Here is a 26,379-nt window from a genome sequence, read left to right as displayed (position 1 = left end):
CGCAACCGGCCCCCGGCGCAGAGCTGTAACTTTTTGCGCATCACGGCGTAGAGCCTCCATAGAGGGAGACAAACAATGCTCGACGAGACCCAGCAGAAATTGTGCGATGAAAACACCACCGATTTTTCCGACCTGACGGCTCTGACGATCAATTGCACGCTGAAGCCCAGCCCCGATGGGTCGCACACCGACAAATTGCTCGGCATCCCCGAGACAATTCTGGTCAGGAACGACGTCAGCCTGGAGCAGGTGCGTCTGGTCGATCACACCATCGCGCCCGGAGTCTATCCCGACATGACACAGCACGGCGCGGCACAGGACGATTGGCCGGCAATCTGGGAGAAGGTCAAAGCCGCTGACATCCTTATTATCGGCACACCGATCTGGCTGGGCGAAAAAAGCTCTGTCTGCCAACGCCTGATAGAACGGCTGTATGCCCATTCGGGACAGACCAATGACAAGGGGCAATATATTTTTTACGGCAAGGTCGGTGGCTGCATTGTCACAGGCAATGAAGACGGCATCAAACATGTCGCGATGGGCGTTCTCTATTCGCTCCAGCACGTCGGCTACACCATTCCGCCGCAGGCCGATGCAGGCTGGATCGGTGAAGCGGGACCGGGACCCAGCTATGGCGATGCCAAGGAAGACGGCAGCGGCTATGTCGGCTTTGACAATGATTTCACCCGCCGCAATTCCACCTTTGCGACGTGGAATTTGATGCACATGGCACGGATGCTCAAGAATGCGGGTGGCATCCCCTGTCATGGCAATTCAGTTGACCTGTGGAAGGAAGGCCGCCGCTTCGACGCGCCCAATCCTGAATATCGCTGAGCCAACCGCGAGTCTTTAATACTGCCGCCAAAATGACGGCGATCGAGATACGCGTGCCCTTACCGTGGAATGGGCTGACCTATTCAGGTGGAAAGGGCCGCTACACCGGGCAGAACCTTTCCCTCCATCCATTCTAGGAAAGCGCCGCCAGCAGTTGAAACATAAGTGAAATCAGCAGCCGCACCTGCATGATTAAGCGCCGCGACAGTGTCTCCGCCACCAGCAACCGACACCAGCGAGCCATCCTGTGTCAGCGCGGCGGCAGTGCGCGCCAGCGCAACAGTAGCGGCATCGAAAGGTTCAGTCTCGAACGCGCCCATCGGGCCATTCCACACCAGCGTGCGGCACGTCTTGAGCACGTCGGCCAGTGCCTCGACCGCGGCCGGCCCAACGTCGAGGATCATCTCGTCTTCGGCAACTTCGTGCACGTTGCAAGTTCGCAGCGAAGCTGGATTGGCGGCAAATTCCTTCGCAACCACGACGTCATAGGGCAGGTGCACCGTACAGCCCGCATGATCGGCCTGGTCGAGGATGCGGTTGGCGGTGTCCGTCAAATCGTGCTCGCACAGTGACTTGCCAACGTTAACTCCGCGCGCGGCGAGGAAGGTGTTGGCCATTCCGCCACCGATGATGAGGTGCTGCACCTTGCCCACCAGATGTTCAAGCACTGCCAGCTTGCTCGACACCTTTGCGCCGCCGACAACCGCGGCAACCGGCGTTTCCGGGTTCCCCAGCGCTGCTTCAAGCGCCTCGAGCTCCCGCTCCATCGCCCGTCCAGCATAGGCGGGCAGAATATGCGCCAGCCCTTCGGTCGATACGTGCGCGCGGTGGGCAGCGGAGAAAGCATCGTTGACGTAGAAATCGCCGATTTCCGCCACTGCTGCGGCAAAAGCGGGATCATTGGCTTCCTCGCCCGGCCAGAACCGGATGTTGTCGAGCAGGCCGATGTCGCTATCGCTTAGTATGCCGAGCGATTGTTTGACCACCGGCCCAGTCACCTCCGGGATGAACATGATCTCGCGGTTAAGTACGCGCTCCAGATCGCCCTGCACCATGCTGGTGCTCATGGTCGAATGGCGCGCGCCCTTGGGCCGCCCGAAATGGGCGAGCAGCAGCACCTTAGCACCCTTGTCAGCCAGCTCCAGAATGGTCGGCTTTGCAGCTTCCACCCGCGTCACATCGCTTGCCCGCCCCTCCAGCATCGGCAGGTTCAAATCGACACGCACCAGGGCAACCTTGCCCGAAAGGTCAGCGGGCAGGTCGTCAAGCGTCTTGAAGCTGGTCATTTATGTTCCTTCAGAGGAAGCGGGCCATCGCTCCGGCCGTGTCGATCATGCGGTTGGAGAAGCCCCATTCATTGTCATACCATGAAACCACGCGGCACAGCTTGCCTTCGGTTACCGTAGTTTCAAGGCTGTCGATGGTCGAGCTGGCAGGATGGTGGTTGAAGTCGCTCGAAACCAGCGGTTCGTCGGTATAATCAAGTACGCCCTTCATCGGGCCGTCAGCCGCTGCCTTGAGCGCGGCGTTGAGTTCCTCGGCGGTAGTGTCCCGGCCCGGCGTGAAGACCAGGTCGACAAGGCTGACATTGGCAGTCGGCACGCGGACGGATGAGCCATCGAGCTTGCCGTTGAGTTCGGGCAGCACCAGGCCAACTGCGCGCGCTGCGCCGGTGGTGGTCGGGATCATGTTCTGCGCCCCGCCGCGCGCCCGGCGCATGTCGGAATGCATCTGGTCGAGCATCCGCTGGTCATTGGTGTAGGAATGGATTGTGGTCATGAACCCGCGTTCGATCCCAACGGTGTCGTTCAGGACCTTGGCGACCGGCGACAGGCAGTTGGTGGTGCAGCTGGCGTTGGAGACGATAACATCGTCCTTCGTCAGCGTTGCATGGTTCACGCCATAAACGATGGTGGCCGAAACGTTCTTGGCCGGGGCAGAGATCAGGACGCGCTTGGCGCCAGCCTTGAGGTGCGGTTCGGCTGCCTCATGCGACTGGAAAAAGCCGGTGCATTCCAGAACGATGTCGATGCCCTGCTCGCCATGCGGCAGATTGCCGGGATCGCGTTCCGAAGTGACCTTGATGCTCTTGCCATTGACGGTGATCGTGTTGTCGCCGGTTTCGACCTTGCCGGGGAAACGGCCATGCGTGCTATCATATTTAAACAGCAGGGCATTGGATTTGGTATCCGCCAGATCATTGATCGAAACCAGTTCCAGATCGTGATCGTCACGCTCCAGAATGGCGCGTGCCACCAGGCGGCCAATGCGTCCGAAACCGTTGATTGCAACCTTGGTCGCCATAATAAGAGCTCCTGCTTAAGCGTTCAATTTGTTAATGATTTGCGGAACGATAGCCTCCGCAGTCAGACCGAATTTCTCGAACAGATCGCTAGCCGGGGCCGAAGCGCCGAAACTGTCGATGCCAATGTTCAGGCCATCCCTGCCGGTATAGCGTTCCCAGCCAAAGGTAGTCCCGGCCTCGATCGAGACTGCCAGCGTATCACCAGGGATCATATCCGCCTGATAGGCCGCGTCCTGCTCGTCGAACAGCTGGGTACAGACCATCGACACCACGCTGGCGCCCACGCCCTGCTTCTCCAACTCTTCTGCGCATTTCAGCGCGAGATGGACTTCGGAGCCGCTGGCGATCAACGTCACCTTGCGTGAATTGCCAGGCTTCTTGAGCCGGTATGCACCCCTGCTCGACTGGTCGACCTCCTCGGGTGCATTGCGCACTTGCGGCAGATTCTGACGGCTTAGCGCCAGCACCGTCGGGCGATTTTTCTGACGCAGCGCGATTTCCCAGCACTCGGCAGTTTCAATCGCATCGGCGGGCCGCATGACGAGCAAATTCGGCATCATCCGCAGAGATTGGACATGTTCGATCGGCTGATGCGTCGGACCGTCTTCGCCCAGCCCAATGCTGTCATGCGTCATCACATAGACAACCCGCGCCTGCTGCAAAGCGGACAGGCGGATCGCGCCGCGACAGTAATCGGTGAAGACCAGGAAAGTGCCGCCATAGGGAATGATCCCGCCGTGCAGCGCCATGCCGTTCATCGCCGCCGCCATGCCAAATTCGCGGATGCCGTAATAGATATAGCGGCCAGCGTAATCATCCGCGGTCAGCGGGCCGATGCCGCCTGCCTTGGTGTTATTCGAGCCGGTCAGATCGGCGCTGCCACCGATGGTTTCGGACAGCTTGCCGTTGATCTGCTCCAGCACCATTTCGCTGGCCTTGCGGGTGGCGACCTTGACAGGGTCTTTCATCAGCGACTGGATATAATTGTCGAGGCTAAAATTGGCAGGCAGATCACCGGCCATACGCCGTTCGAATTCGCCGCGTTTAGCGAAACTTTCCTGACGTTTCTGCCAGCTTGCCCGTTCCTGCGCGCCGCGCCGCGCCGAAGCGCGCCAGTCGGACAGGACTTGCTCGGGAACTTCGAATGGTTTGGCGTCCCAACCGATAGCAGTGCGCGTTCCGGCAATTTCTTCGTCGCCCAGCGGCGCGCCATGCGTTGCGCTGGTGCCCTGCTTGGTGGGGGCGCCTTTGCCAATCACCGTGCTGCACGCGACCAGAGACGGGCGCTCATCAGCCACCGCTTCGTCCAGCGCGCGGCGGATGTCGGCGAATTCATGGCCGTCACAGCTGACCACATGCCAGCCGGTAGCTTCATAGCGGGCCTTGATGTCTTCGCTGGTCGACAGGCTGGTCGGCCCGTCGATCGTGATGGCATTGTCATCCCACAGAACATTCATCCGGCCCAGCTTCAGATGCCCGGCCAGACCGATTGCCTCGTGATTGATGCCTTCCATAAGGCAGCCGTCACCCGCAACGACCCACGTGCGATGATCGACAGTATCATTGCCAAAGGCGGCGTTCAGATGCCGCTCGGCAATCGCCATACCGACCGCCATCGCCACCCCCTGACCCAAGGGGCCGGTGGTGCATTCAACAGCGTCGAGAAGGAAGTTTTCGGGATGGCCTGCACACGGGCTGCCCAGCTGGCGGAAATTGCGAATGTCCTCCATAGTGGGATGCGCATATCCGGACAGGTGCAGTAGGCTGTAAATCAGCATCGACCCGTGGCCCGCCGACAGGACGAACCGGTCACGGTCGGCCCAGTCCGGGGTGGCGGGATCATGCTTGAGATATTCGGTCCACAATATTGTGGCGACATCGGCCATGCCCATCGGCATTCCAGGGTGCCCAGAATTTGCCGCTTGCACCGCATCCATCGACAGAGCCCTTATGGCGTTGGCCATCGGAGCCAAACGGGCGGTATCGAGGGTCATAGAATGCTCTCCGGAAATCAGGTCGATTCGACGCGCGCGAAGCCATCGCGGAGGGGAGCGGCAAGGTCAACCCGGCCACGCTGGAGGCTACGTCTCAACGCCCCCTCAGCCAAGTTATCAACAGCACCATCCAAACCTTTGCACGGGCGCGGATATATTGATATTCCTGCGCCACCATGATTGCAGATCGGATATCTCAGGCGCTTGAGCGTATCGACAGGGCGCTCGCCCAAATCGAAACGCAGGCCGCGCTGGCCAAGCATGCGCCAGCCTCAAACAGTGCCGCAGACAGCGATCTCGCCGTCCGGCACGATGCCTTGCGTCAGAGTGTGACCGCGACGATTGCCGAACTGGATACGCTGATCGAAGGGATCGACACATGAGCGATCTCAAACTCACCGTTGGCGGGCGCAGTTACACCGTCGCCTGCACCGATGGGCAGGAAGAACATGTCCAGCGACTGGCGAATGTCATCGATGGCAAGCTGGGCAATATGGGCGCAAATCTTTCGAGTCAGGAGGCCAAGAACCTGCTGTTCGCCGCGCTACTGCTTGCCGATGAGCTGGAGGAGGCCAAGCGTTCAGCCACCCCGCAACCGGCTCCGGCAGCGGCTTTCGATGCCGAACATATAGCCGGTCGTCTGGAGCGGCTGGCGACCGCAATCGAAAACGTTGCAGCCACGCTTGACGGCGGACTTGAGAGTGCAGCGCCAAACGCCTAGATAGTGCTTGGCGGGACTGCCCGGCACGAGCCGCATGTACATCCCTGAGGCTATAAGCAAATCCTCGGGTGCTGTCCCTGCCTGAGCATGCGGGTTCGTCCTGGAGGCTTGGGCATATGGTGCCCACCTGACGTGAAGGCGTCAGAGGATCTCTCCGGCAAACGACCCATGGTGGTTCCGCTACTTCCCCCCACCCGCCCCGCTCGCTAAGGCCGGGGGATATGACCAAGCAAGACCTTCGTAAGACCCTGCGCGCCGCGCGGCACACCCATGTTGATGCGCTGCCCGATGCAGTGCGCGCGCTGGTCTTCCACCGCCCGCCTGCGCCATTTTTGCAGATGATCCCCCCAGGCGCGGCAATTGGCCTGTATCGGGCAAACCCTCATGAGGCTCCCACGGCATCCTATGCCAAATTCCTGTTCGAGGCTGGTCACGAACTGGGGCTCCCCCGCTTCGCCGAAAGCACCTCGCCAATGGAGTTTGCGCGCTTTACCGACCCGTTCGAGGAAAGCGATCTGGAAACTGGCCCGTTCGACCTGCTTCAACCGGTGGCGGAGGCCGAAGCGATAACGCCCGCTGTGATCGTGGTCCCGCTGATCGGATTTACCGCGCGCGGTGAACGCTTGGGCCAAGGCGGCGGCCATTATGATCGCTGGCTGGCCGATCATCCTGACGGCATCGCCGTGGGCCTTGGCTGGGATTGCCAGCTGGTCGATCAATTGCCCACTGAACCGCATGACCGCAGTCTGTCGGCAATCATCACTCCCACACGTATATACGGACCATTCTGATGCGCAGCGAACCCACTTGGCGGATTCCGGTCGGCATACTTGGGCTGCTGTTAGCGCTGACGATCTACGGCATCGTCATTGCGCGCTATATGCCCGGCCTGATCGGCAGCTGGCCAACGCTGGCACAGACCGCGGTTTATCTTGTGCTCGGGATTGCCTGGCTGCTGCCGCTCAAGCGCTTCCTGATCTGGATGGAGACCGGGCGCTGGGGCTGATCAGCCGCCTGACGGCAAATGCCGCGGCGTGATCTGTCCAGAAGAAAATGTCCCAAGTGGCGCGAGTGACGGGACTCGAACCCGCGACCTCCGGCGTGACAGGCCGGCACTCTAACCAACTGAGCTACACCCGCTTGAAAGCGTGTTGCACCGCTTGGGAGCCGCGCCACTAAGGCAGGGTCCGCATCGTGTCAATGCCCGTCCAACCGGAAATTTCACCTCTTTTGCAAAGGCGATTTTTGCAGGCCTGCTTTTACCCCAAATTAACCCCGTTCAGACAGTTTGCAGTGACACATTAGCGGGGAATCGGGGGGTTCTTAATGCGTAGCGCAATTCTTGCAGCATCACTGGCTTTGCTCGGCAGCGGCGCGTTTGCCGCTCAGTCGGCATTCCATATCCAACGTTCGGTTTATATCGAAACGGTTGAAGACGGCACCCGCGTGCTCGAGCCTGCCACAACGCTGCGCAAGGGCGACAAGGTGGTGCTGGTAACCCACTGGCGCGGTGCCGACGAAGCGCGCCGCACAATGCTGTCAAGCAGCGTGCCCGAAACGCTTACCTATCGCGGCAGCGGCCGTGCCCCGCAGGCGGTGTCTGCCGATGGCGGGGAGAATTGGGGCCAGCTGGGCGAATTGCGCCACGATGGACGTCTGGCGGATGCCAGTGATGTCACCGATCTGCGCTGGACGCTGGCAAGCAAACGCGGGACGCTGACCTGGAGCGCAGTGGTCCGCTGAGCTGCGTTGCGTCACGCTTCGCCTTAGGTAATCCGCAAAATACAATCCCGCCGATGTGATGGCGAACTTGGCAGGCACCTCCTTGCTTGCGGCAAGCTGGTACCCTGCCTTGGTCAACTCATCAGGAGAAGCGCGGGTGCCTCGATCAGCTTTCTGACTGCCTGGACGAAGCTGGCGGCGTCGTAGCCATCCACCACGCGGTGATCGCAGCTGATCGAGATATTCATCAGCTTGCGCTTCTCGATCCGTTCACCGCCCATGCCATCGGCAACAAACATCGGGCGTTCGATAATCCGGTTGGGGCCGATAATGGCAACTTCCGGCCGATTGATGACCGGCGTGGTCGCCACCCCGCCCAGCGGGCCAAGCGAAGTGACGGTGAGCGTCGAGCCGGAAAGCTCTTCGCTCTTCGCATTGCCATTGCGCGCGGCGTCCGCAAGGCGGCCAATCTCGCCTGCCAGCTGCCACAAATTCTTTGCCTGTGCGTCACGGATGACCGGCACCATCAGCCCGGCATCAGTTTGCGCCGCCATACCCAGATGCACCGCGCCGGAACGTGTCACCACGCCCGCTTCGTCATCATAACGCGCGTTGATCATCGGATATTCGGGCAACGCCTTGCAGATCGCTGTGATTAGCAGCGGCAGGATCGTCAGCTTTGGCTTGTCACCGCGGCCCGCATTGAGCTGTGCGCGCAGGACTTCCAGTTCAGTGGCATCGCATTCCTCGACATAAGAGAAGTGCGGAATGTTGCGCTTGGAAGCGGCCATGTTTTCGGCAATGCGGCGGCGCATTCCGATGACTTTGACCTGCTCGTCGGCGCGGGCGGGAGCGGCACCTGCGTAGCCGCCATTGTAAGAAAGGAAGCTATCGAGGTCCGAATGCCGCACGCGGCCATCGGCAGCGGGTTTGACCTGAGCCAGATCAATGCCCAGATCCTTGGCACGCGCGCGCACAGCCGGGGTTGCGAGAACCTTTGCAGTGGGTGCGGTAGGGGCCGGTTCGGGCTCTGGAGCCGGTGCAGGCTCTGGCGTAACCGCCGGTGCTGCCGCAATCGCATCATCGGCATCGCTGGCATCGGGGTTTTCGACCTCGATCCGCTCTTCCATAGCCTCCGAGTTCGGTGCCGGTGCAGCGCTGTGGGCCTCTACGTCATTAGGTATTTCGCCCTCGACCTCGACAACCACGAGCATTGATCCGATCGCGACCATGTCACCCTCGTCGCCAGCGATTTCGAGCACTTTGCCCGATACCGGCGTTTCCATGGGGACCGTCGCCTTGTCGGTCATCATGTCGACGATTTCCTGATCTTCCTCGATCATGTCGCCCGGCTTTACGTGCCACGCGACGATCTCGGCTTCGGCGATGCCTTCGCCAATGTCGGGCATATTGAAGGTAAATCGTGCCATGTCGCTTTACTCGCTCAGGATCTTGTCGAGGGCCTCGCCAATGCGGACGGGACCGGGGAAATAAGCCCATTCAAGGCTGTGCGGATAGGGTGTGTCGAAGCCGGTAACACGTTCGACCGGCGCTTCGAGATGGTAGAAACAGCGTTCTGTGACCAGTGCGGACAGCTCCGCGCCAAAGCCCGACGTGCGCGTGGCTTCGTGAACGATCAGGCAGCGCCCGGTCTTTTTTACCGACACTTCAATCGCTTCAATATCCAGCGGCACCAGCGAACGCAGGTCGAGGATATCGGCATCCACGCCCTTGGCGGCGCAAACCGCCTCGGCAACATGGACCATCGTACCGTAAGCCAGCACGGTCAGTTCCTCACCCTCGCGGACCTGCCGCGCTTTGCCAAGCGGGATGGTGTAATGCCCTTCCGGCACTACCGAATCAGCATGCTTCTTCCACGGCTCGACCGGCTTGTCATAGAAGCCGGTAAAGGGTCCGTTATAAATGCGCTTGGGCTCGAAGAAGATGACCGGATCATTGTCCTCGATGCAGGACAGCAGCAGGCCCTTGGCATCATAAGGCGTAGCGGGGATTACTGTCTTGATGCCCGAGACATGGGTGAAAATCGCTTCGGGGCTTTGGCTGTGCGTCTGCCCGCCGAAAATACCGCCGCCAAACGGGCTACGGATGGTCAGCGGCGAGATGAACTCGCCTGCCGAGCGATAGCGCAACCGGGCGGCTTCGCTGATCAGCTGGTCCAGCCCGGGATAAATATAGTCCGCGAACTGAATTTCAGGGACCGGACGTAGGCCATAAGCCCCCATCCCTACAGCCGCACCAATGATCCCGCATTCGGAAATCGGGGTGTCGAACACGCGGTTCTTGCCGTGCTTGTCCTGAAGCCCTGCGGTGCAGCGGAACACGCCGCCGAAATAGCCGACATCTTCGCCCATCACGATGACGTCGGGATCGCGCGTCATCGCAACATCCAGCGCATCGTTGATCGCATCGATCATGTTTAGACGGCGTTCGCTGCCGGTCTCGCCCGCGTCCTTGTTCTGCGGTGCTTCGGTTACATCGGCGCTCACAGCTTGAGCCCTCCCGGAAACTTGATCTCGCGTTCGCGGATTGCTTGCTCACTCTGTTCCTTGAGGTGCCAGGGAAGTTCTTCAAACACATCTTCGAACATGGTTTGGAACGGGTGGTGCAGGCCGTGGCCGAGAATGCCGTTCTGTTCGGCCTCCTTGGTCACTTTCCTGACGTGCTCCGCCGCTTCAAGATCCATTTTTTCTTGCCGGTCTTCATCCCATTCGCCCAGGGCGATTAGGTGATTCTTCAGCCGCATCACAGGATCGCCCAGCGGCCATTCGGTCCGCTCTTGCGCGCTGCGATAACCGCTGGGATCGTCCGAGGTGGAATGCCCTTCGGCGCGGTAGGTGAAGTATTCGATCAGTGTCGGCCCGCCGTTCGAACGCGCCCGGTTGGCCGCCCACAGCTGCGCCGCATAACACGCCAGTGCATCATTGCCGTCGACCCGCAAACCGGCAAGGCCATAACCGAGCGCGCGCGCGGCAAAAGTCGTCCGCTCCGCCCCGGCAAAGCCGCTGAAGCTGGAAATGGCCCACTGGTTGTTCACCACATTCAGGATGACCGGCGCGTTATAGACCGTGGCAAAGGTGCAAGCCGCGTGGAAGTCACCTTCCGCCGTGCTGCCTTCACCCACCCAGGTCGCCGCAATCCGGCTGTCACCTTTAATGGCAGACGCCATCGCCCAGCCCACGGCTTGCGGGGTCTGGGTGGCGAGGTTGCCGCTGATAGTGAAAAAGCTGTGTTCGCGGCTGGAATACATGATGGGCAGTTGCCGGCCCTTCAGCTTGTCGCCCTTGTTCGAATAGATCTGGTTGATCATCTCGATCATCGGATATCCGCGCGCGATCAGTATGCCCTGCTGACGATAGCTGGGAAAGACCATGTCATCCGCCGCCAGCGCCATTGACGACGCAATACTGGTCGCCTCTTCGCCGGTGCACTTCATGTAAAAGCTGGTCTTGCCCTGCCGCTGTCCGCGGAACATGCGTTCATCGAACGCGCGGGTCATCGCCATATGGCCCAGCATGGTGCGCAGTGTTTCAGGGTCCAGCTTGGGATCCCACGGCCCATGCGCCTTGTCGTCTTCGCCCAGCACGCGCACCAGCCCATAGGCAAGGTCGTGCATATCGTGCGTGTCGCAATTTTCGTCGGGCCGCGGCTGCTCACCGGCAGGCGGCACATCGATGTGCGAAAAATCTACCGCGTCGCCGGGGCGATACTTTGGTTCGGGTACATGCAGCGACAGCGCGGGCTTGTTACTGCCCTGCTGCGGCGCCCCGTCGGGCCTGTCGGCCATAAAAACTCTCCCAGACGCAATCTTACGCTTGCGCGTTATTTTATTTCAACGGAGCGACAGGGTCAAGTGCGCCCTTTCTATACCGCAACCGGCGCCTTTATAGCGCCGTGCGGCATGTAGTCGTGAACAGCGAAATCCTCAATCCGGTAGTCAAATATGCTCGCTGGCCGCCGCACTATCTCAAGCCTCGGGTGGCCGCGCGGTTCCCGTGAAAGCTGCTCGGCAATAAGGTGCGCGTGGTTCAGATAGAGGTGCGTGTCGCCGCCCATCCAGACCAGCTCGCCCGGTTCCAGATCGGCCTGCTCTGCCAGCATCCGCTGCAACAGGGCAGCCGACCATAAATTGAACGGCAACCCCAATGCGATGTCGCAGCTGCGCTGATACAATATGCCGTTCAATTTCGCCATTTCGCCCGTATCCCCGCTCGAAACGTGGAACTGGTAAGTCTTGTGACAGGGCGGAAGCGCCATCTCCGGCACCTCGGCAACATTCCAGCCTTCGATGATATGCCGCCGGCTGCCCGGATTCATGCGCAGCGAATCGACCAGTTCGGCAATCTGGTTGACCCCGCGGCCCTTGCGGAACAGCCCTCCGGCCACCGGGCGATAGGTCGGCCAATCCACCCACTGTTTGCCATAAACCGGGCCAAGATCACCCCATTGCGCCGCGAACCCCTCGTCACCGGCGATCCGCGCGACAAAATCGTCGAGCGGCAGATCGTCGCCTGTCTGTTCGACATAGCGAGCGTGCGGCCACTCGTTCCATATCTTGACGCCCTGAAGCACCAGCGGGCGGATGTTGGTCTCACCGGTCAGGAACCACAGCAATTCGCGAGTGGCGGTTTTCCAATAAACGCGCTTGGTGGTGACCAGCGGCATGGCCCCGTCCGAGAGATCAAAACGCAGCGTCGCGCCAAACACCGAGCGTGTGCCGATTCCGGTCCGGTCGACCCGTTCGTCCCCTTCCAGCCAGACATGGCGCATCAGGTCGAGATACTGCTGTTCTGGATGCGGCTGGGTCACGGCTTCACTCGCTGTTGGAGGCGGAAACTGCCTACCCGCCTAGGCGCACAAATGCCCGCTTGCCACCCCCGCAATCCACACCTATAGCGCGCGCCTTGCCTCGACCCGCGGACAGGTTTCGCGGGGCCGATCCGGTCGGGGAGTAGCTCAGCCTGGTAGAGCACTGTCTTCGGGAGGCAGGGGCCGGAGGTTCGAATCCTCTCTCCCCGACCACTTTTCTCGTGTGCTCTGCTTGGGCAGTGACTGCGCGTTTTTCAGCCCAAACATTATCAGCCCGTTAACTGTGTTCTGGCATAATAGCCCCATGAACGGGTGTCGCTTCTGATGTGGATCGTCGATCAAGTCGCGCGCCGTTCGCGCCATTCGGACTGGCGTGGCTATTTCCTGATCGCCTGTATCGCCGCGCTCGCCCTGATGTTGGCCGGGGCCAGCTTCAGTGCGTGGCGTTCCGCTCAGGAACGTCGGGCGGCAGAGGAGCGGCAGGTCCGTACGCTTGAAGTCCTGATCCAAACTGACAAATTGCGAGCATCGCTGCTGGACCAGATGCGCGGTGAGCGCGGGTATCTTCTTACCAGCGAAGATGCGTTTCTGGAGCCTTACGTTGCCGGACGTGCCAATGCCGCACATAGCTATACGTCGCTGGATCAGCTGACTGCGAAGGATCCCTCCCAACAAGAACGGCTTGGTCGCTTGCAGCAAGATATCGCGATGCTTGAGACGACACTGGCCAGGATGATTGAATTTGAACGTCGCGGTGATCACACATCCGCTGTGTCCATGGTCCGGTCTGGCAAGGATCGCGGCGCAATAGAGCGTATCTTGTCCGAAATCGACAAGATCGAGGCGCATGAGCGCACTCTGCTTGCGCGCCGCACAGCGACCTCACGACGCTGGGCCAGCGCGAACGAGGCATATCAATACGTCCTTGCCGCCGTCGGATTGTTGCTGCTGGCCCTGGCACTTGGCGCAACAATTTTTGTGCGCCGCGCAGTTGGGGCAGAAGCCGCAGCGCGGCGGGAATTGCAACGCATCGCCACAACGGATGTGCTGACAGAATTGCCTAACCGCCGTGCCTTCATGATAGAGTTGGAGCGATCGATCACACGCGCTGAAAGCAAGGGCCGCAGCCTGAGCCTGGCCATCTTCGACATTGACCACTTCAAAAAGATCAACGACCACTTTGGCCATCCAGCGGGTGATCAGGTTATTCGCGCAGTCGCGCAGCGTGCCTCCGATGCCCTGCGCAATCGCGATCTGGTTGGCCGGGTCGGCGGCGAGGAATTTGCTGTGATCCTGCCATCAGCGGATCTGGCCGTTGCGCGCACCGTCTGTGAGCGTGTGCGCTGGGCGATTGCAGAAAATCCATTGCGCTTTGGGGATGCCATCATTCCATTTACAGCCAGTATCGGGATCGCCGAACTGGCTGAAGGCGACGATCTTGATAGACTGATGGCCCGCGCCGATGCAGCACTATATGCGGCGAAAAACGGCGGGCGTAATCAGGTGCAGCTGGCCGCCTGAGCACTTGTCTGGCAGCAGCGAGCCGTTCTAGGATATAAGCCATGAGCGCACCCTCCGTCCTGTTCGTCTGTCTTGGCAATATCTGCCGCTCTCCGCTGGCCGAAGCGGCATTTTGCGATGCTGCTGAGCGCGCTGGACTGGCTGCGGTTACCGACAGCGCGGGCACTGCGGATTACCATGTGGGCGAGCCGCCTGATCCGCGCACCGTCGCCGAGGCCCAGCGGCATGGGATCGACATCACGCAATATCGCGGACGGCAATTGGAACCGGCGGATTTCGAGCGCTTCGCCTGGATCGTTGGCATGGATCACGCCAACATGGCCAATATCGAGCGTATTCGCCCAGCGGACAGCGCGGCAAATGTCGTGATGTTGCTGGATCTGGTTGCTGGCCGTGAGGGTCAGGAAGTGGCCGACCCCTGGTACGGAGAGCAGGACGGCTTTGCCGTAACCTGGTCCGACGTATCGGCTGGGGCAGCGGCCTTGATCGAACGGCTGCGCTAACCCCCGCGCAGCATTTGCACGCCCCAATCGCGCTCAAACAGATAGAGCAACATCCGCGCCGCTTCTCCGCGCGGGCTGGACAATCCGCCGTCGCGCTCGATCAGCATCCGCGCGTCATCATGGGCCTTGGGCAGCAGCTTGGTAATCTGTTCCAGCGTGGCGATGTTGAAAGGCGAATCGCCCGATTGCCGAGTGCCCAAGAGTTCACCGCCGCCGCGCAATTGCAGATCCTCCTCAGCCAGCCGGAAGCCGTCCTGCGTTTCGCGCATCAGCGCCAACCGGCTGCGCGCGGTTTCCGACAGTTCGCCGCCGCGCAGTAACAGGCACACAGATTTCTCGCTGCCTCGACCCACGCGGCCGCGCAGCTGGTGTAGCTGGGCGAGGCCGAAGCGTTCAGCCTGTTCGATCACCATCAGCGTGGCATTGGGGACATCGACGCCAACCTCGATCACCGTGGTAGCGACCAGCAGTTTGGCATCCCCGCTGGCAAACCGTTCCATTCCCGCCGCCTTCATCTCTGGCGACAGCTGGCCATGAACCAGCACGACATCCTTGCCGAAGCGTTCCTTGAGCGACGCATAGCGCGCCTCGGCAGCGGCGATGTCTTCGCCCGGACCGTCCAATTCGCGCACCATCGGGCAGACCCAATAGGCCTGCTGTCCGCCGCCGACATGGCGGGCCACCCCCTCGACCACTTCGGCCAGCCGTTCCATCCCGATCACGCGCGTATCGATGGCCTGGCGTCCGGGTGGCAGCTCGTCGAGCTTGCTCACATCCAGCTCGCCATATTGCGCCAGTGTCAGCGTGCGCGGGATCGGGGTGGCGGTCATTGCCAGGACATGCGGCGCGCGCTTGCCCTTGCTTGCCAGCATCAACCGCTGGCCGACCCCGAAGCGGTGTTGTTCGTCGATCACAACCATCGCCAGATCGCGATAGGATACGCTGTCCTGAAAAATGGCGTGCGTGCCAATGACAATGTCGATGCTGCCATCCATCAGCCCCATCAGCGTTGCTTCGCGCGCCTTGCTGCCGCCGCGCGTCGATCCGCGTCCGGTCAGCAGGGCCACCTGCGCGCCGGTCGGCTCAACGAGATTGCGGATTGTGTCGAAATGCTGGCGTGCGAGGATTTCGGTGGGCGCCAACAAAGCCGCTTGCACTCCAGCCTCGACCGCTATCAGCATCGCTTCCAACGCCACCACGGTCTTGCCCGCGCCGACATCGCCTTGCAGCAGACGCAGCATGGGCGATTGCTGGGCCAGATCGCCCTCGATCTCGGCAATCGATCGGGTTTGCGCGCCGGTCAGCGGGAACGGCAGATTAAGCCGGTCACGCAGCTTCCCATCGCCCACCAATGCCTGCCCGCGGCGCTTGCGATTGTCCGCGCGCACCAGCATCAGCGCGAGGCTGTTGGCGAGCAATTCGTCATAGGCCAGCCGGTCGCGCGCGCCCTCGTGCTCGGCCTTGTGCGCCAGCACCAGCGCATCGCGCCATGCGGGCCATGCGGCCGTATCGACCTGCGAACGCTCGATCCATTCGGGCAGTTCGGGCGTGCGTTCCAGCGATTGCCGGACAAGGCCCGCAATCTTGGGCTGCGTCAGCCCCTCCGACAGGCGGTAAACCGGCTCGCACAACCGCTGCAACGTATCGCCGCCCTCCTCCACCACATGGTCAGGATGGACGATTTGCAGCATATCGCCATAGCGTTCCAGCTTGCCCGCAACCCAGCGCAATTCGCCAACCGGCAGCAGCTTTTTCGCGCTATAGGATGCGCGCCCAAAGTATGTGATCGCCAGCACATTGCCGATGCTATCCTGTGCCAGCACGCGGTAGGGGCCGCGCTGGTTGCGCGATGCGCGGTGCTCGGTCACGGTCAGCGCGATAACGATATGTTCGCCCTCGCCTGCTTCGTCCAGATTTTGCACCGCGCGCCGCGTTACAAATCGGTCCGGCAGATGATAATCCAGATCGCGCACCCGCGTCAGGCCAAGCTTTTCCAGCGGCTTCTTCAGCTTCGGCCCGACCCCATCGAGCGCGTCGATTTCGACGAACAGCGGATTGAGAGCATCGGGGCGCATCGCTGCACGCTATAGCCGCTTGCACGGTTTTGGCGAGTGCCCTACCCGCTCGCCATGCCCGAAGCTCTTACTTTTGCCGGCCGCCTGCTGCGTGCCAAATTCCGCGCCTGGCATCGCGGCACGCGTGAGGCCGATTATATGATCGGCGGTTTCTTCGATCGTTATCATGACGGTTGGAAGGAGGAGCAGCTGGCTTGGTTCGAGGCGCTGCTTGAAGAAGACGATGTCGATATCATGGCTTGGGCTTTGAAGACGCAGCCCTTCCCGCCGCGCTTTGCAGGGCCGCAGCTCGAATTGATGCAGCAACTCGATTACGTCGACATCCCGCGCTGACGGGAACGCCCTGACGCCTGCTGCGCTGAGACCCAAGATGCCCGATATTTCCCGTATCCTTGCCGCCAAGACCCCGCTGACGCTGGCGCAAGTTGCGCGCGGTGCGCAGCCGCTGGTGATGGCCGATCTGGCGCGCGCCAGCACTGGCCGCGCGGTGTTTGTTGCACCCGATGAAACCGCGATGCGCGCAGTGGCAGAGGCGGCGCAGTTCTTCGCGCCGGAGCTGGAAGTCATCGAATTTCCCGCTTGGGATTCGCTGCCATATGACCGGGCCAGCCCCGCCCTGACGATCAGCGCCCGGCGGCTGGCTGCACTACACCGCCTGCAAACCGGAAAGGCTGGCGCGCAGCTGGTTGTCACCACCGCCAACGCCATTCTCCAGCGCGTGCTGACCCCGTTCCGCATTCGTGAAAGCGTGCGCGAGTTTAAGGTCGGCGCCGAGATTGGGCGCGACAGTCTGGCGGCACTGCTGCAACGGCAGGGCTATGGCCGCACCGATACGGTCATCGATAAGGGCGAGTTTGCGATTCGCGGCTCGATAGTCGATGTCTTTCCCAGCGGGATGGACGAAGCGCTGCGGCTCGATTTCTTTGGTGACGAGCTGGAAAGCCTGCGCAGTTTCGATCCCAATACGCAGATGAGCACGGGGCGGCTGGACAGCCATCTGCTGCTTCCCGCCTCCGAAGCGCTGCTGGACGAAGACAGCATCAAGCGCTTCCGCAGCCGCTACCGCGAAATGTTCGCGGCGCACGCCACGCAGGACCCGCTGTACGAGGCGGTCAGCGAGGGGCGCCGAATGGCGGGCATGGAGCATTGGCTGCCACTGTTCGAAGACAAGATGGCGACTTTCTTCGACCATCTGGGCACCAGTGATCTGGTAGTCATGGACACCGCCGCACTCGCCTCGATTGACGAGCGGATCAAGGATATTGTCGATTATTACGATCAGCGCACTCAGGCGTCGGGTCAGAAAAAGGGCAGTTACCGCCCGCTTGCGCCCGATGCGCTTTATCTCACGGCAAATGAGGTCAAAGCAGCGCTCGCCGCGCTCCCCGCGCACCGCGCCAGCGCCTTTGCCGAGCCCGAGAGTGACAAGGTTGTCGATTTCGGGTTCCGCTCGGGACGCGATTTCGCGCCCGAACGCGCGCGCGGCGACAGTATTTACCCGGTCCTAGCCGAGCATCTGAAAGCGCTGGGCAAAGCAGGCAAGCGACCGCTGGTGGCGACGTACTCAATTGGTAGCCGCTCGCGCATAGCGTCGATCCTCAACGAAGCGAAAATGCCGGTGGCGCTTGCCGACACCTGGCAGGAAGCCCTGGGACTGTCCGCCAAAGGCACGCCGGTTGCGATGGTGCTGCCGCTGGAAGCCAGCTTCGCCAATGACGAGATCGAACTGCTGACCGAGCAGGACATTCTTGGCGACCGGCTGGTCCGCCGCAAGAAAAAGCGCAAGGACGCCGACGCCTTCATGGCCGAACTGTCCGCGCTCTCGCCCGGCGATCTGGTGGTCCACACCGAACACGGCATCGGCAAATATCTCGGCCTTGAACCCATCGCCGTGGGCAAGAGCAAACACGACTGCGTGATGTTGCAATATCATGGCGGCGACAAGCTGTTCATTCCGGTCGAGAATATCGACGTGCTCAGCCGCTATGGTTCGTCTGAACATGCGGTCCAGCTTGACCGGCTGGGCGGCGAAGCATGGCAAAAACGCCGCGCGCGCCTGAAAGAACGCATTCGCGAGATTGCAGGTGAATTGCTCAAGACCGCAGCCGCCCGCGCCTTACGCACTGCGCCCAGGTACGAAGTCGAATCCGGCACCTACAACCAATTCCTCGACCGCTTCCCATGGCAGGAAACTGATGATCAGGAACGCGCGATCGAAGATGTGCTGCGCGATCTGGACAGTGGCCGCCCAATGGATCGGCTAGTCTGCGGCGACGTCGGCTTCGGCAAAACCGAAGTTGCGATGCGTGCCGCTTTTGTAGCGGCGATGAACGGCCAGCAGGTTGCTATCGTCGCGCCCACCACGCTGCTGGCGCGCCAGCATTTCGAAAATTTCTCGACTCGTTTCTCCGGCTTCCCGCTCAATGTCGGACGGTTGAGCCGGTTGGTCCCTGCCAAGGAGATCAAGGAAACCCGTGAGGGCCTCGAAAGCGGATCAATCGACATCGTTGTCGGCACCCACGCAATCCTGTCCAAACAGACCAAGTTCAAGGATCTGGGACTGGTCATCGTCGATGAGGAACAGCGTTTCGGCGTGACGCACAAGGAACGCCTGAAACAGCTGCGCGCCGACGTCCATATGCTGACGCTGACCGCCACGCCCATCCCGCGCACCTTGCAAATGGCAATGACTGGCCTGCGCGAGCTGTCCACCATCCAGACCCCGCCAGTCGACCGTCTGGCAGTCCGCACCTATGTGATGGAATGGGACGATATGGTGATGCGCGAGGCACTGCTCCGCGAACATCATCGCGGCGGGCAGAGCTTCATCGTCGTGCCGCGCATTGCTGATATGGAAGGCGTCGAGGCATGGCTGCGCGAGAACGTGCCCGAAGTAAAAGCCATCTCCGCCCACGGACAAATGGGGGCTGGCGAGATCGAGGAGCGCATGAGCGCTTTTTACGAAGGCAAATACGAAGTCCTGCTGGCGACCACGATCGTCGAAAGCGGGCTGGATTTGCCCTCCGCCAATACCATCATCATCCATCGCGCCGACATTTTCGGCCTTGCCCAATTGTACCAGCTTCGCGGACGCGTGGGCCGCGCGAAATTACGCGCCTACGCCTACCTCACCTACGCCAAGGATACCCAGCTTTCCGAAATCGCAGAGAAACGGCTGAAGGTGCTGGGCGATCTGGACAGTCTGGGTGCAGGTTTCCAGCTTGCCAGTCACGATCTCGATATTCGCGGCGCAGGCAATCTGCTGGGTGACGAGCAATCGGGCCACATTCGTGAGGTCGGGTTCGAACTGTATCAATCCATGCTTGAGGATGCGATTCTGGCTGCCAAGGCGGGCGAGATGGGGCTGGAGGCCAAGCGCGATACGGTCAGCCCGCAGATCACTGTCGATGCGCCGATCATGATCCCGGAAGATTACGTCCCCGATCTGGCGGTTCGCATGGCGCTATACCGCCGTCTCAACGATGCCGCCGACAAGTCCGAAATCGAAGCTATGGCCGCCGAAATGATCGACCGCTTTGGCGAGTTGCCCGCTGCCACTGCCAATCTGGTGCGGCTGATCGAGATCAAACATCAGGCGATTGGTGCCAACATCGCCAAAATCGATGTCGGAGCCGCCGGAACTCTGGTCACCTTCCATCAAGACAATTTCCCTGATCCGGTGGGACTACTCGCTTATGTCGACCGGCTCCAGGGCACTGCAAAGCTGCGGCCTGACATGAAGCTGGTGATCAGCCGCGCGTGGAACAGCCCGGAGAGCAGGCTCAATGGCCTTTACCAGCTGACCAAGGGTCTGTCGGGGATCGTGCAGAAGGCGAAAAAGCGGCAGAAAGTCGCGGCTTAAGTCGCGGCGAGCTTGAGGAATTCCTGCGCGGATAGTGGCTCCGAACGAAGGAAACCTTGATAATCCTGCGCGCCTTCCGCTGCAACGAATTCGCGTTGGGCAGCGGTTTCAATACCTTCGACCACAACTTTCAGATCAAGCGCCTGGGCCATTGCCACAATGGCGCGAAACACCGCCCGGTCGCGGTCGTCATCCAGCACATCGTCGATCATCGACCGGTCGAGCTTGATGTGATCGAGCGGCAGGATCTTCAGATAGCGGAAGTTGCAGAAGCCAGCCCCGAAATCGTCAAGCGCCAGACGGATGCCGTAAATCCGCAACTGCTCCAGAACCACGCCCACACGGTCCAAATCGGCGAGCAGGACCTGCTCGGTAATCTCCAGCGTCAGGCGGTCCAGTGGATAGCCAATGCGTTCGGCAAGCCGCGCAAATTCAGGCGCGAAGCTGTCGGCGGCCAAATCCGCCGGCGTGATGTTCAGCGAGAGGCGTATCGTCTCAGGCCAATGAACCGCCGCTTGCAAGGCACGCTCCGCAATGTGGCGCGATAGATGCGCGATATGGTCTGCCCGCTCGGCAATCTGGAACAGCACCCCGGCACCGATGCGGCCCAGCACCGGATGGTGCCACCGCGCCAGCGCCTCTGCGCCCACCAATTTATCATCGGCCAGCGAGTATTGCGGTTGGAAAAGGATTTCGATCTCATCGCGATCAATCGCGGCGAGCAAATCGGCTTCGAGCTGCTGGTTGGAACGCCCCGACCGGGCAATCGCGCCGGTCGACCAGGCAATCCGGCGGCCATTGTTCTCACGCATCAGCGCCGATGTCTCGGACAAACGATCGAACATGGTGACCGGGCTGTCGGTATCGGTCGCCCGCATCAGCGCGATGCGTGGCCACAGCCTCAGGCTGGCCCCGCCTGCCGGATTGGTAATCGGCATGGCAATGGCATCGGCCAGCGCCTCTGCCAACCATTGCCAGCGTTCACGGCTGCATTCTTCGCGAGCGACCAGCAGGAAAGTCCCGCCGCCCATGCGTGCAGCCAGCCAGACGCTGCTTTCCAGCTCGTCTCCGGCGAAATGCTTGATCCGCTGCGCCACTTCGACCAGCGCGCCGTCGCCCGCACTTTCGCCGAAAGCGACATTGACTGTCTCTATCCGGCCCAGCGAAATCAGCATCGCGTGCATCGGGCACGATATCGTACCCGACGGCCAATCGTTCTGCCATTGGGCAATCACCTTGCGCGCCCGGTCAGGGTCGGCAAGTCCAGTAAGGCTGTCTCGCGACTCGTCTTGCATATCGTGGGGCATCGTGGCCATGTGGCGCCCTTATCGGCGTGGCGGGCAAAGAATGCCAGAAATTACCGTTTGTTGCCAAATGGGACAGTCAGCCATAGATAGGGCCGCGACGTGGGCAACGCTGTGATCAGCGGAGGGGAAAGCCACTTGCCGCAATTCAATCGCCTGGCTCTGGTCGTGTCCGATTCCGAACGGGCGCAGGACGCTGCTGCCATCTTTGCCGAGATTACCGACTGGGTGCCACTGGAGGATGCCGAGGCGGTCGTGGTGATCGGCGGTGACGGGTTCATGCTGCAAAGCCTGCACACCATGCTCGACAGTGGCCGGATCATTCCGGCGTATGGCGTCAATCTTGGCACGGTCGGCTTCCTGATGAACCGCCACCGCGCGCCCGACAAATTGCTCGGCCGGATTGCCCGCAGCCGCTCGCTCAATATCGCACCGATCAAGATGGAAGCGATCACGCAGGATGGTGAATGCCACCGGTTTTGCGCAATCAACGAAATCTCGCTGCTGCGCGAAACCCGGCAGACCGCCAAGATCGAAGTTAGCGTGGACGGCAAGGTGCGCATCCCGGAACTGGTGTGCGACGGCGTTCTGGTGGCCACCCCTGCGGGATCGACCGCTTACAATCTGTCAGCTGATGGGCCCATATTGCCTCTCGATTCACAGCTGCTCGCACTCACACCGATCAGCCCGTTTCGCCCGCGCCGCTGGCACGGTGCCATCCTGCCCGACCGCAGCAAGATCGAATTCCGCGTGCGCGAAGCGGACAAGCGCCCGATCTCGGTCGTGGCGGACCAGAAAGAGCTGCGCAATGTCGCCAGCATCAGTCTGGAAATCGCGCGCGATGCCGAATTGACGCTGCTGTTCGATCCCGGCCATGCGCTGGACGAACGCATCGTCGCTGAACAATTTCTGGTGTGATCACGCCGCGATTGCGCACAGCAGCAAATTTTCGCGATTGCCCGCTTGCCAAACCCGGACACCACCCATATAGGCGCACCCCTGCCGATCTGGCTGCTCCCCGATAGCTCAGCGGTAGAGTAGGTGACTGTTAATCACTTGGTCGTTGGTTCGAATCCAACTCGGGGAGCCACATTTCCTTAGCTTTCAGATCAATAGCCGCAGGCCGACCCACAGGGTCAGCGCTGCGGTGAGCCAGCGGATGCCCCGCTGCGGCAGATAGTGCAGCGCGATCAGGCTGCCGATCTGCCCGCCAATCGCAACCGCCACCAGCAGCGGCAGCCCCAAGTCGATCGCAGCTGACAAGCGCCCGGTCCCGCCCTTGAGGATCTGTCCGACGAGGCCGAACAGCGAATTCACCAGAATAAACACGCTCGCCGTTGCCGCAATTGCGCGAGGCGAATTCCAGCGTGTAAGATGCAGCAGCGGCGCCAGAAATATCCCGCCGCCAATGCCCACCAGTCCGGCAAGATAGCCCAGCGGGGCTGCGGCCAGCGGCATCCACTTCGCGCTGGGCGATGGCCCGCCCTCCTCCGATTGCCGCACTGGAATAAACAGTGTCAGCCCGGTCAGGACCAGACTGGCCCCCAGGATCATCAGGAAACGGCTTTCACCAATCGGTGTCAGGCCTCCGAGAAGCGCCGCTGGTGCACCAACCGCAGTCAGCGCAATTGCACCGCGCCACGGGGTGATGCCTGCGCGGGCGAAGCGCAGTGTGCTCCCCGCGACCACCACGATATTGCAGGCCAGTGCCAACAGCGGCAGTATCCGATAATCGACCCCGGAAAGCGCCAGCAGCGCACTGTATGTCGATCCGCCGCCGAATCCGACACTGGCGTACAGCAGCGCGGTCACAAAAAAGGCGGCGACGAGCCAAATCATGCCCGCGCCGCCTTTTGCATTATCTCAAAGCCGCCTGTCAGGCGCCAGCGCCGATGGCACCGTGGCAATGCTTGTACTTGCTGCCCGAACCGCATGGGCACGGGGCATTGCGGCTGACTTCCTTGTCGGCATAGGGGTTCTCACTCACCGAGCCGCCGGGGCCTGCCGCAGCACGCGGGCTGCCGGCCAGCGAGCCGAACAGCGCCGCCTGCGATGCCGATCCGTCGCCATCATTGGAATTGTCGAGGCCGGTAAGCGGATCAATATGGCCGGTGAGGAAATCGGGCAATTCTGGCAGGTCGATCTGCGGCATTGGCTCCGGCTCACGCAGGTCCAGCCGCATCAGCTTGTTGGTCACTGTAACACGCAGCGCATCGAGCATTTTTTCAAACAGGCCGAACGCTTCCTGCTTGTACTCATTGATCGGCTGCTTCTGCGCATGGGCGCGCAGCCACACCACCTGACGCAATGCATCGAGCGTGGACAAATGCTCTTTCCATTCGAAATCAAGCTCCTGCAACAGCAGGCTCTTTTCAATCCGGCGCCACATCTCCGGGTCAGCCCTGGCGATTTTTTCTTCCATGATCGTATCGGCCTGAAGGCGGATGCGTTCTTCGAGCAGTTCCGGCTCGACATGGTCCTCATCCAGCCAATCCTCGATCGGCGGGGTGAAGCCGAACACGTCGGTCACCTTTTCCTTCAGCCCGTCGACATCCCACTGCTCGGGATAGGAGCCGGGAGGGCACGCCTCGCCAACGATGGCGTTGATCGCATCGTGGCGCATATCGACCACCACATCATCGACCGACTCGCTGTCCATGATCTCGGCGCGCTGCTCGTAGATCACCTTGCGCTGGTCATTCATCACGTCATCATATTGGACGACCTGCTTGCGCTGCTCATAATTGCGCGCCTCGACCTTTTTCTGCGCGGTTTCGATGGCCTTTGAAAGCCATTTGGAGCCAATCGCTTCACCGTCATCAAGGTTGGAATTCATCATCCGCGAGAACAGCGTGTCGGGGCCGAAAATCCGCAGCAAATCATCTTCAAGGCATAGGTAGAACCGGCTCAGACCCGGATCGCCCTGGCGGCCAGAACGGCCGCGCAGCTGGTTATCGATGCGGCGGCTTTCGTGGCGTTCAGTGCCCAACACAAACAGGCCGCCAGCGTCGAGCACCTTCTGGCGCTCGGCGGCGACCACGGCCCTGATGCGTTCGATTGCCGCGTCACGATCCGGCCCTTCCGGGATCTCGCTCAATTCGTCATTGATCCGGAAATCGACATTGCCGCCCAGCTGAATATCGGTGCCGCGGCCCGCCATATTGGTGGCGATTGTGACCGCATTCAGGCGGCCCGCCTGCGCAACGATATGCGCTTCACGTTCATGGAAACGCGCATTAAGCACCTCGTGCTTGACGCCTTCCTTCTCGAGGAACTCGCTCAGCAATTCCGATTTCTCGATCGACACGGTGCCAACCAGCACCGGCTGACCGATTTCGTATTTGTCCTTGATCGCGCTGGCGATGGCGGCAAATTTGTCGAGGGTGTTCTTGTAAAACTCGTCGTCCTCGTCGATCCGCAGCACGTCGACATTCGTCGGAATTTCGACGACGCCCATCTTGTAAATGTCCCAGAATTCCGAGGCTTCTGTGGCCGCCGTGCCGGTCATGCCCGACAGCTTGGGATACATCCGGAAATAGTTCTGGAAGGTAATTGAAGCCAGAGTCTGGTTCTCAGGCTCGATCTTGACGCCTTCCTTGGCCTCAACCGCCTGATGCAAGCCATTAGACCAGCGGCGACCGTCCATCATACGTCCGGTGAACTCGTCGATGATGACGATCTTGCCGTCTTTGACGATGTAATCCGTGTCCAGCTTGAACATGTGCACCGCACGCAGCGCCTGATCCAGATGATGGACCACCTGCGTGTTCTCGACGTCATAGAGATTGTCGGTCGCCAGCAGGCCCTCTTCGACCAGACGCTTTTCCATCTCTTCCGTACCGTCTTCGGTCAGCTGGATATTGCGGGCCTTCTCGTCCTTTTCGTACCATTCTTCAGGGATGGTTTTCACCACCGCATTAATCGACAGATAAAGTTCCTGCTTGTCTTCGGTTGGACCGGAAATGATCAGCGGCGTACGCGCTTCATCGATCAGGATTGAATCGACTTCATCCACAATTGCGAAATTGAAGGGGCGCTGCACCATCTGGCTGCGCTCGTGCTTCATATTGTCGCGCAGATAATCGAAGCCGAGTTCGTTATTGGTCGAATAGGTGATGTCGGAATTATAGGCGTCGCGGCGGTCATACTCGCTCATGTCCGGGACGATGACACCGATGGTCAGGCCCAGAAACTGGTGCAGACGGCCCATCCATTCCGCATCGCGGCGGGCCAGATAATCGTTCACGGTAACAACGTGGACGCCCTTGCCCTCGATCGCGTTCAGATAGGATGCCAGCGTAGCGACCAGCGTCTTGCCCTCACCCGTGCGCATCTCGGCGATTTCGCCGCGATGCAGCACGATGCCGCCAACCATCTGCACGTCGAAGTGCCGCATGCCGAGCACACGAACCGATGCCTCACGCACCGTGGCGAAGGCTTCAGGAAGAATGTCGTCCAGCTTCTTGCCATCGGCCAATTGTGCACGGAATTTGTCGGTCTGCGCCGCCAGTTCCTCGTCGCTCAGCGCCTGGATTTGCGGTTCGAGCGCGTTGATTTTTTCAACAACCTTGCCGATCGATTTTACGTAACGGTCGTTTGAAGAACCGAAGACGGCCTTCATCAGCGAATTCATCATGGGGCGTGGGCCTTGCGTGGATTTATGTGAGAAATGCCCGCGCACACGATTGGTGCCGGGCCAGGACCGGGGTCA

The 26,379-nt window shown here is 60.8% G+C and carries 22 protein-coding genes, 3 tRNA genes and 1 other RNA gene; 14 read left to right on the top strand and 12 right to left on the bottom strand.

Features of this window, described 5'->3' with window-relative positions:
• The first annotated feature begins 75 nt into the window (after positions 1-75).
• On the top strand, positions 76-834 hold the full coding sequence (locus tag FEV51_RS00650; RefSeq protein ID WP_138615310.1) for a flavodoxin family protein: 759 nt from the start codon (positions 76-78) through the stop codon (positions 832-834).
• A gap of 83 nt (positions 835-917) precedes the next feature.
• On the opposite strand, the gene FEV51_RS00645 is transcribed toward FEV51_RS00650, so the two are convergent.
• Genes FEV51_RS00645 through tkt form a run of 3 tightly spaced genes read right to left on the bottom strand, consistent with a single transcriptional unit; the run spans position 918 to position 5,133 of the window.
• Complete coding sequence (locus FEV51_RS00645; RefSeq protein ID WP_138615309.1) at positions 918-2,120, bottom strand: phosphoglycerate kinase; 1,203 nt, start codon at positions 2,118-2,120, stop codon at positions 918-920.
• A 10-nt stretch (positions 2,121-2,130) separates the two neighbouring features.
• Positions 2,131-3,138, bottom strand: coding sequence for a type I glyceraldehyde-3-phosphate dehydrogenase (gene gap / locus FEV51_RS00640; RefSeq protein ID WP_138615308.1), 1,008 nt, complete (start codon positions 3,136-3,138; stop codon positions 2,131-2,133).
• A gap of 15 nt (positions 3,139-3,153) precedes the next feature.
• On the bottom strand, positions 3,154-5,133 hold the full coding sequence (gene tkt / locus FEV51_RS00635; RefSeq protein WP_138615307.1) for a transketolase: 1,980 nt from the start codon (positions 5,131-5,133) through the stop codon (positions 3,154-3,156).
• A gap of 176 nt (positions 5,134-5,309) precedes the next feature.
• Here tkt and FEV51_RS00630 point away from each other — a divergent pair, with 176 nt between their 5' ends.
• From FEV51_RS00630 to FEV51_RS00615, 5 genes are all read left to right on the top strand, one after another.
• Positions 5,310-5,516, top strand: coding sequence for a hypothetical protein (locus FEV51_RS00630; RefSeq protein WP_138615306.1), 207 nt, complete (start codon positions 5,310-5,312; stop codon positions 5,514-5,516).
• Complete coding sequence (locus FEV51_RS00625) at positions 5,513-5,854, top strand: cell division protein ZapA (protein ID WP_138615305.1); 342 nt, start codon at positions 5,513-5,515, stop codon at positions 5,852-5,854. Before FEV51_RS00630 ends, FEV51_RS00625 begins: the two co-directional genes overlap by 4 nt.
• Positions 5,855-5,864: 10 nt before the next feature.
• Positions 5,865-6,036, top strand: a non-coding RNA gene (gene ssrS / locus FEV51_RS13445) — 6S RNA.
• A gap of 39 nt (positions 6,037-6,075) precedes the next feature.
• A complete protein-coding gene (locus tag FEV51_RS00620; RefSeq protein ID WP_138615304.1) occupies positions 6,076-6,645 on the top strand; it encodes a 5-formyltetrahydrofolate cyclo-ligase in 570 nt (189 codons plus the stop codon).
• Complete coding sequence (locus FEV51_RS00615; RefSeq protein ID WP_138615303.1) at positions 6,645-6,860, top strand: DUF2842 domain-containing protein; 216 nt, start codon at positions 6,645-6,647, stop codon at positions 6,858-6,860. Before FEV51_RS00620 ends, FEV51_RS00615 begins: the two co-directional genes overlap by 1 nt.
• A gap of 57 nt (positions 6,861-6,917) precedes the next feature.
• Here FEV51_RS00615 and FEV51_RS00610 read toward each other — a convergent pair.
• Positions 6,918-6,994, bottom strand: a tRNA-Asp gene (locus tag FEV51_RS00610).
• A 186-nt stretch (positions 6,995-7,180) separates the two neighbouring features.
• On the opposite strand from FEV51_RS00610, the gene FEV51_RS00605 reads away from it, so the two are divergent.
• Positions 7,181-7,597 carry a hypothetical protein gene (locus FEV51_RS00605; protein WP_138615302.1) on the top strand — a complete coding sequence of 139 codons (417 nt, stop codon included), beginning with the start codon at positions 7,181-7,183 and terminating at the stop codon, positions 7,595-7,597.
• A gap of 113 nt (positions 7,598-7,710) precedes the next feature.
• Here the strand turns inward: FEV51_RS00605 and FEV51_RS00600 are convergent, their stop codons facing one another.
• The 4 genes from FEV51_RS00600 to thyA all read right to left on the bottom strand — a co-directional run bounded on the left by FEV51_RS00600 (position 7,711) and on the right by thyA (position 12,403).
• A complete protein-coding gene (locus FEV51_RS00600; RefSeq protein ID WP_138615301.1) occupies positions 7,711-9,006 on the bottom strand; it encodes a dihydrolipoamide acetyltransferase family protein in 1,296 nt (431 codons plus the stop codon).
• A 6-nt stretch (positions 9,007-9,012) separates the two neighbouring features.
• Positions 9,013-10,011 carry an alpha-ketoacid dehydrogenase subunit beta gene (locus FEV51_RS00595; protein ID WP_138616279.1) on the bottom strand — a complete coding sequence of 333 codons (999 nt, stop codon included), beginning with the start codon at positions 10,009-10,011 and terminating at the stop codon, positions 9,013-9,015.
• Positions 10,012-10,079: 68 nt separating this feature from the next.
• Entirely contained in the window at positions 10,080-11,381 is a 1,302-nt protein-coding gene (locus FEV51_RS00590) for a 3-methyl-2-oxobutanoate dehydrogenase (2-methylpropanoyl-transferring) subunit alpha (RefSeq protein WP_138615300.1), read from the bottom strand.
• Positions 11,382-11,458: 77 nt separating this feature from the next.
• Positions 11,459-12,403, bottom strand: coding sequence for a thymidylate synthase (gene thyA / locus FEV51_RS00585; protein WP_138615299.1), 945 nt, complete (start codon positions 12,401-12,403; stop codon positions 11,459-11,461).
• A 136-nt stretch (positions 12,404-12,539) separates the two neighbouring features.
• On the opposite strand from thyA, the gene FEV51_RS00580 reads away from it, so the two are divergent.
• The 3 genes from FEV51_RS00580 (at position 12,540) to FEV51_RS00570 (ending at position 14,427) form a co-directional block, all read left to right on the top strand.
• A tRNA-Pro gene (locus FEV51_RS00580) sits at positions 12,540-12,616 on the top strand.
• 111 nt (positions 12,617-12,727) lie between these two features.
• The gene (locus tag FEV51_RS00575) at positions 12,728-13,924 is read left to right on the top strand and encodes a diguanylate cyclase (protein WP_138615298.1); all 1,197 of its coding nucleotides are present in this window, start codon (positions 12,728-12,730) and stop codon (positions 13,922-13,924) included.
• 41 nt (positions 13,925-13,965) lie between these two features.
• A complete protein-coding gene (locus FEV51_RS00570) occupies positions 13,966-14,427 on the top strand; it encodes a low molecular weight protein-tyrosine-phosphatase (RefSeq protein ID WP_138615297.1) in 462 nt (153 codons plus the stop codon).
• Here the strand turns inward: FEV51_RS00570 and recG are convergent.
• Positions 14,424-16,502 carry an ATP-dependent DNA helicase RecG gene (gene recG / locus FEV51_RS00565; protein ID WP_138615296.1) on the bottom strand — a complete coding sequence of 693 codons (2,079 nt, stop codon included), beginning with the start codon at positions 16,500-16,502 and terminating at the stop codon, positions 14,424-14,426. The two genes, FEV51_RS00570 and recG, sit on opposite strands and share 4 nt — an antisense overlap.
• A 54-nt stretch (positions 16,503-16,556) precedes the next feature.
• Here recG and FEV51_RS00560 point away from each other — a divergent pair, with 54 nt between their 5' ends.
• Positions 16,557-16,835, top strand: coding sequence for an FAD assembly factor SdhE (locus tag FEV51_RS00560; protein ID WP_138615295.1), 279 nt, complete (start codon positions 16,557-16,559; stop codon positions 16,833-16,835).
• 37 nt (positions 16,836-16,872) lie between these two features.
• Positions 16,873-20,364, top strand: coding sequence for a transcription-repair coupling factor (gene mfd / locus FEV51_RS00555; protein ID WP_138615294.1), 3,492 nt, complete (start codon positions 16,873-16,875; stop codon positions 20,362-20,364).
• On the opposite strand, the gene FEV51_RS00550 is transcribed toward mfd, so the two are convergent.
• On the bottom strand, positions 20,361-21,680 hold the full coding sequence (locus FEV51_RS00550) for a bifunctional diguanylate cyclase/phosphodiesterase (RefSeq protein ID WP_138615293.1): 1,320 nt from the start codon (positions 21,678-21,680) through the stop codon (positions 20,361-20,363). The genes mfd and FEV51_RS00550 overlap by 4 nt on opposite strands.
• Before the next feature lie 126 nt (positions 21,681-21,806).
• Between FEV51_RS00550 and FEV51_RS00545 the strand changes: the two genes are divergently transcribed.
• Positions 21,807-22,586 (top strand): NAD kinase, encoded by a 780-nt coding sequence (locus FEV51_RS00545; protein ID WP_138615292.1) that lies wholly within the window; start codon positions 21,807-21,809, stop codon positions 22,584-22,586.
• A 97-nt stretch (positions 22,587-22,683) separates the two neighbouring features.
• Positions 22,684-22,758: transfer RNA gene (locus tag FEV51_RS00540), tRNA-Asn, on the top strand.
• Positions 22,759-22,772: 14 nt separating this feature from the next.
• On the opposite strand, the gene FEV51_RS00535 is transcribed toward FEV51_RS00540, so the two are convergent.
• Positions 22,773-23,507: a sulfite exporter TauE/SafE family protein gene (locus FEV51_RS00535; protein WP_138615291.1), complete on the bottom strand. Its 735-nt coding sequence runs from the start codon at positions 23,505-23,507 to the stop codon at positions 22,773-22,775.
• Between the two features lie 37 nt (positions 23,508-23,544).
• Positions 23,545-26,304 (bottom strand): preprotein translocase subunit SecA, encoded by a 2,760-nt coding sequence (secA, locus tag FEV51_RS00530; RefSeq protein ID WP_138615290.1) that lies wholly within the window; start codon positions 26,302-26,304, stop codon positions 23,545-23,547.
• Positions 26,305-26,379 lie beyond the last annotated feature (75 nt).

The organism is Qipengyuania marisflavi (genome assembly GCF_005884405.1).
GTDB lineage: Bacteria > Pseudomonadota > Alphaproteobacteria > Sphingomonadales > Sphingomonadaceae > Qipengyuania > Qipengyuania marisflavi.
This window is presented reverse-complemented; position numbering and strand designations above follow the sequence as displayed.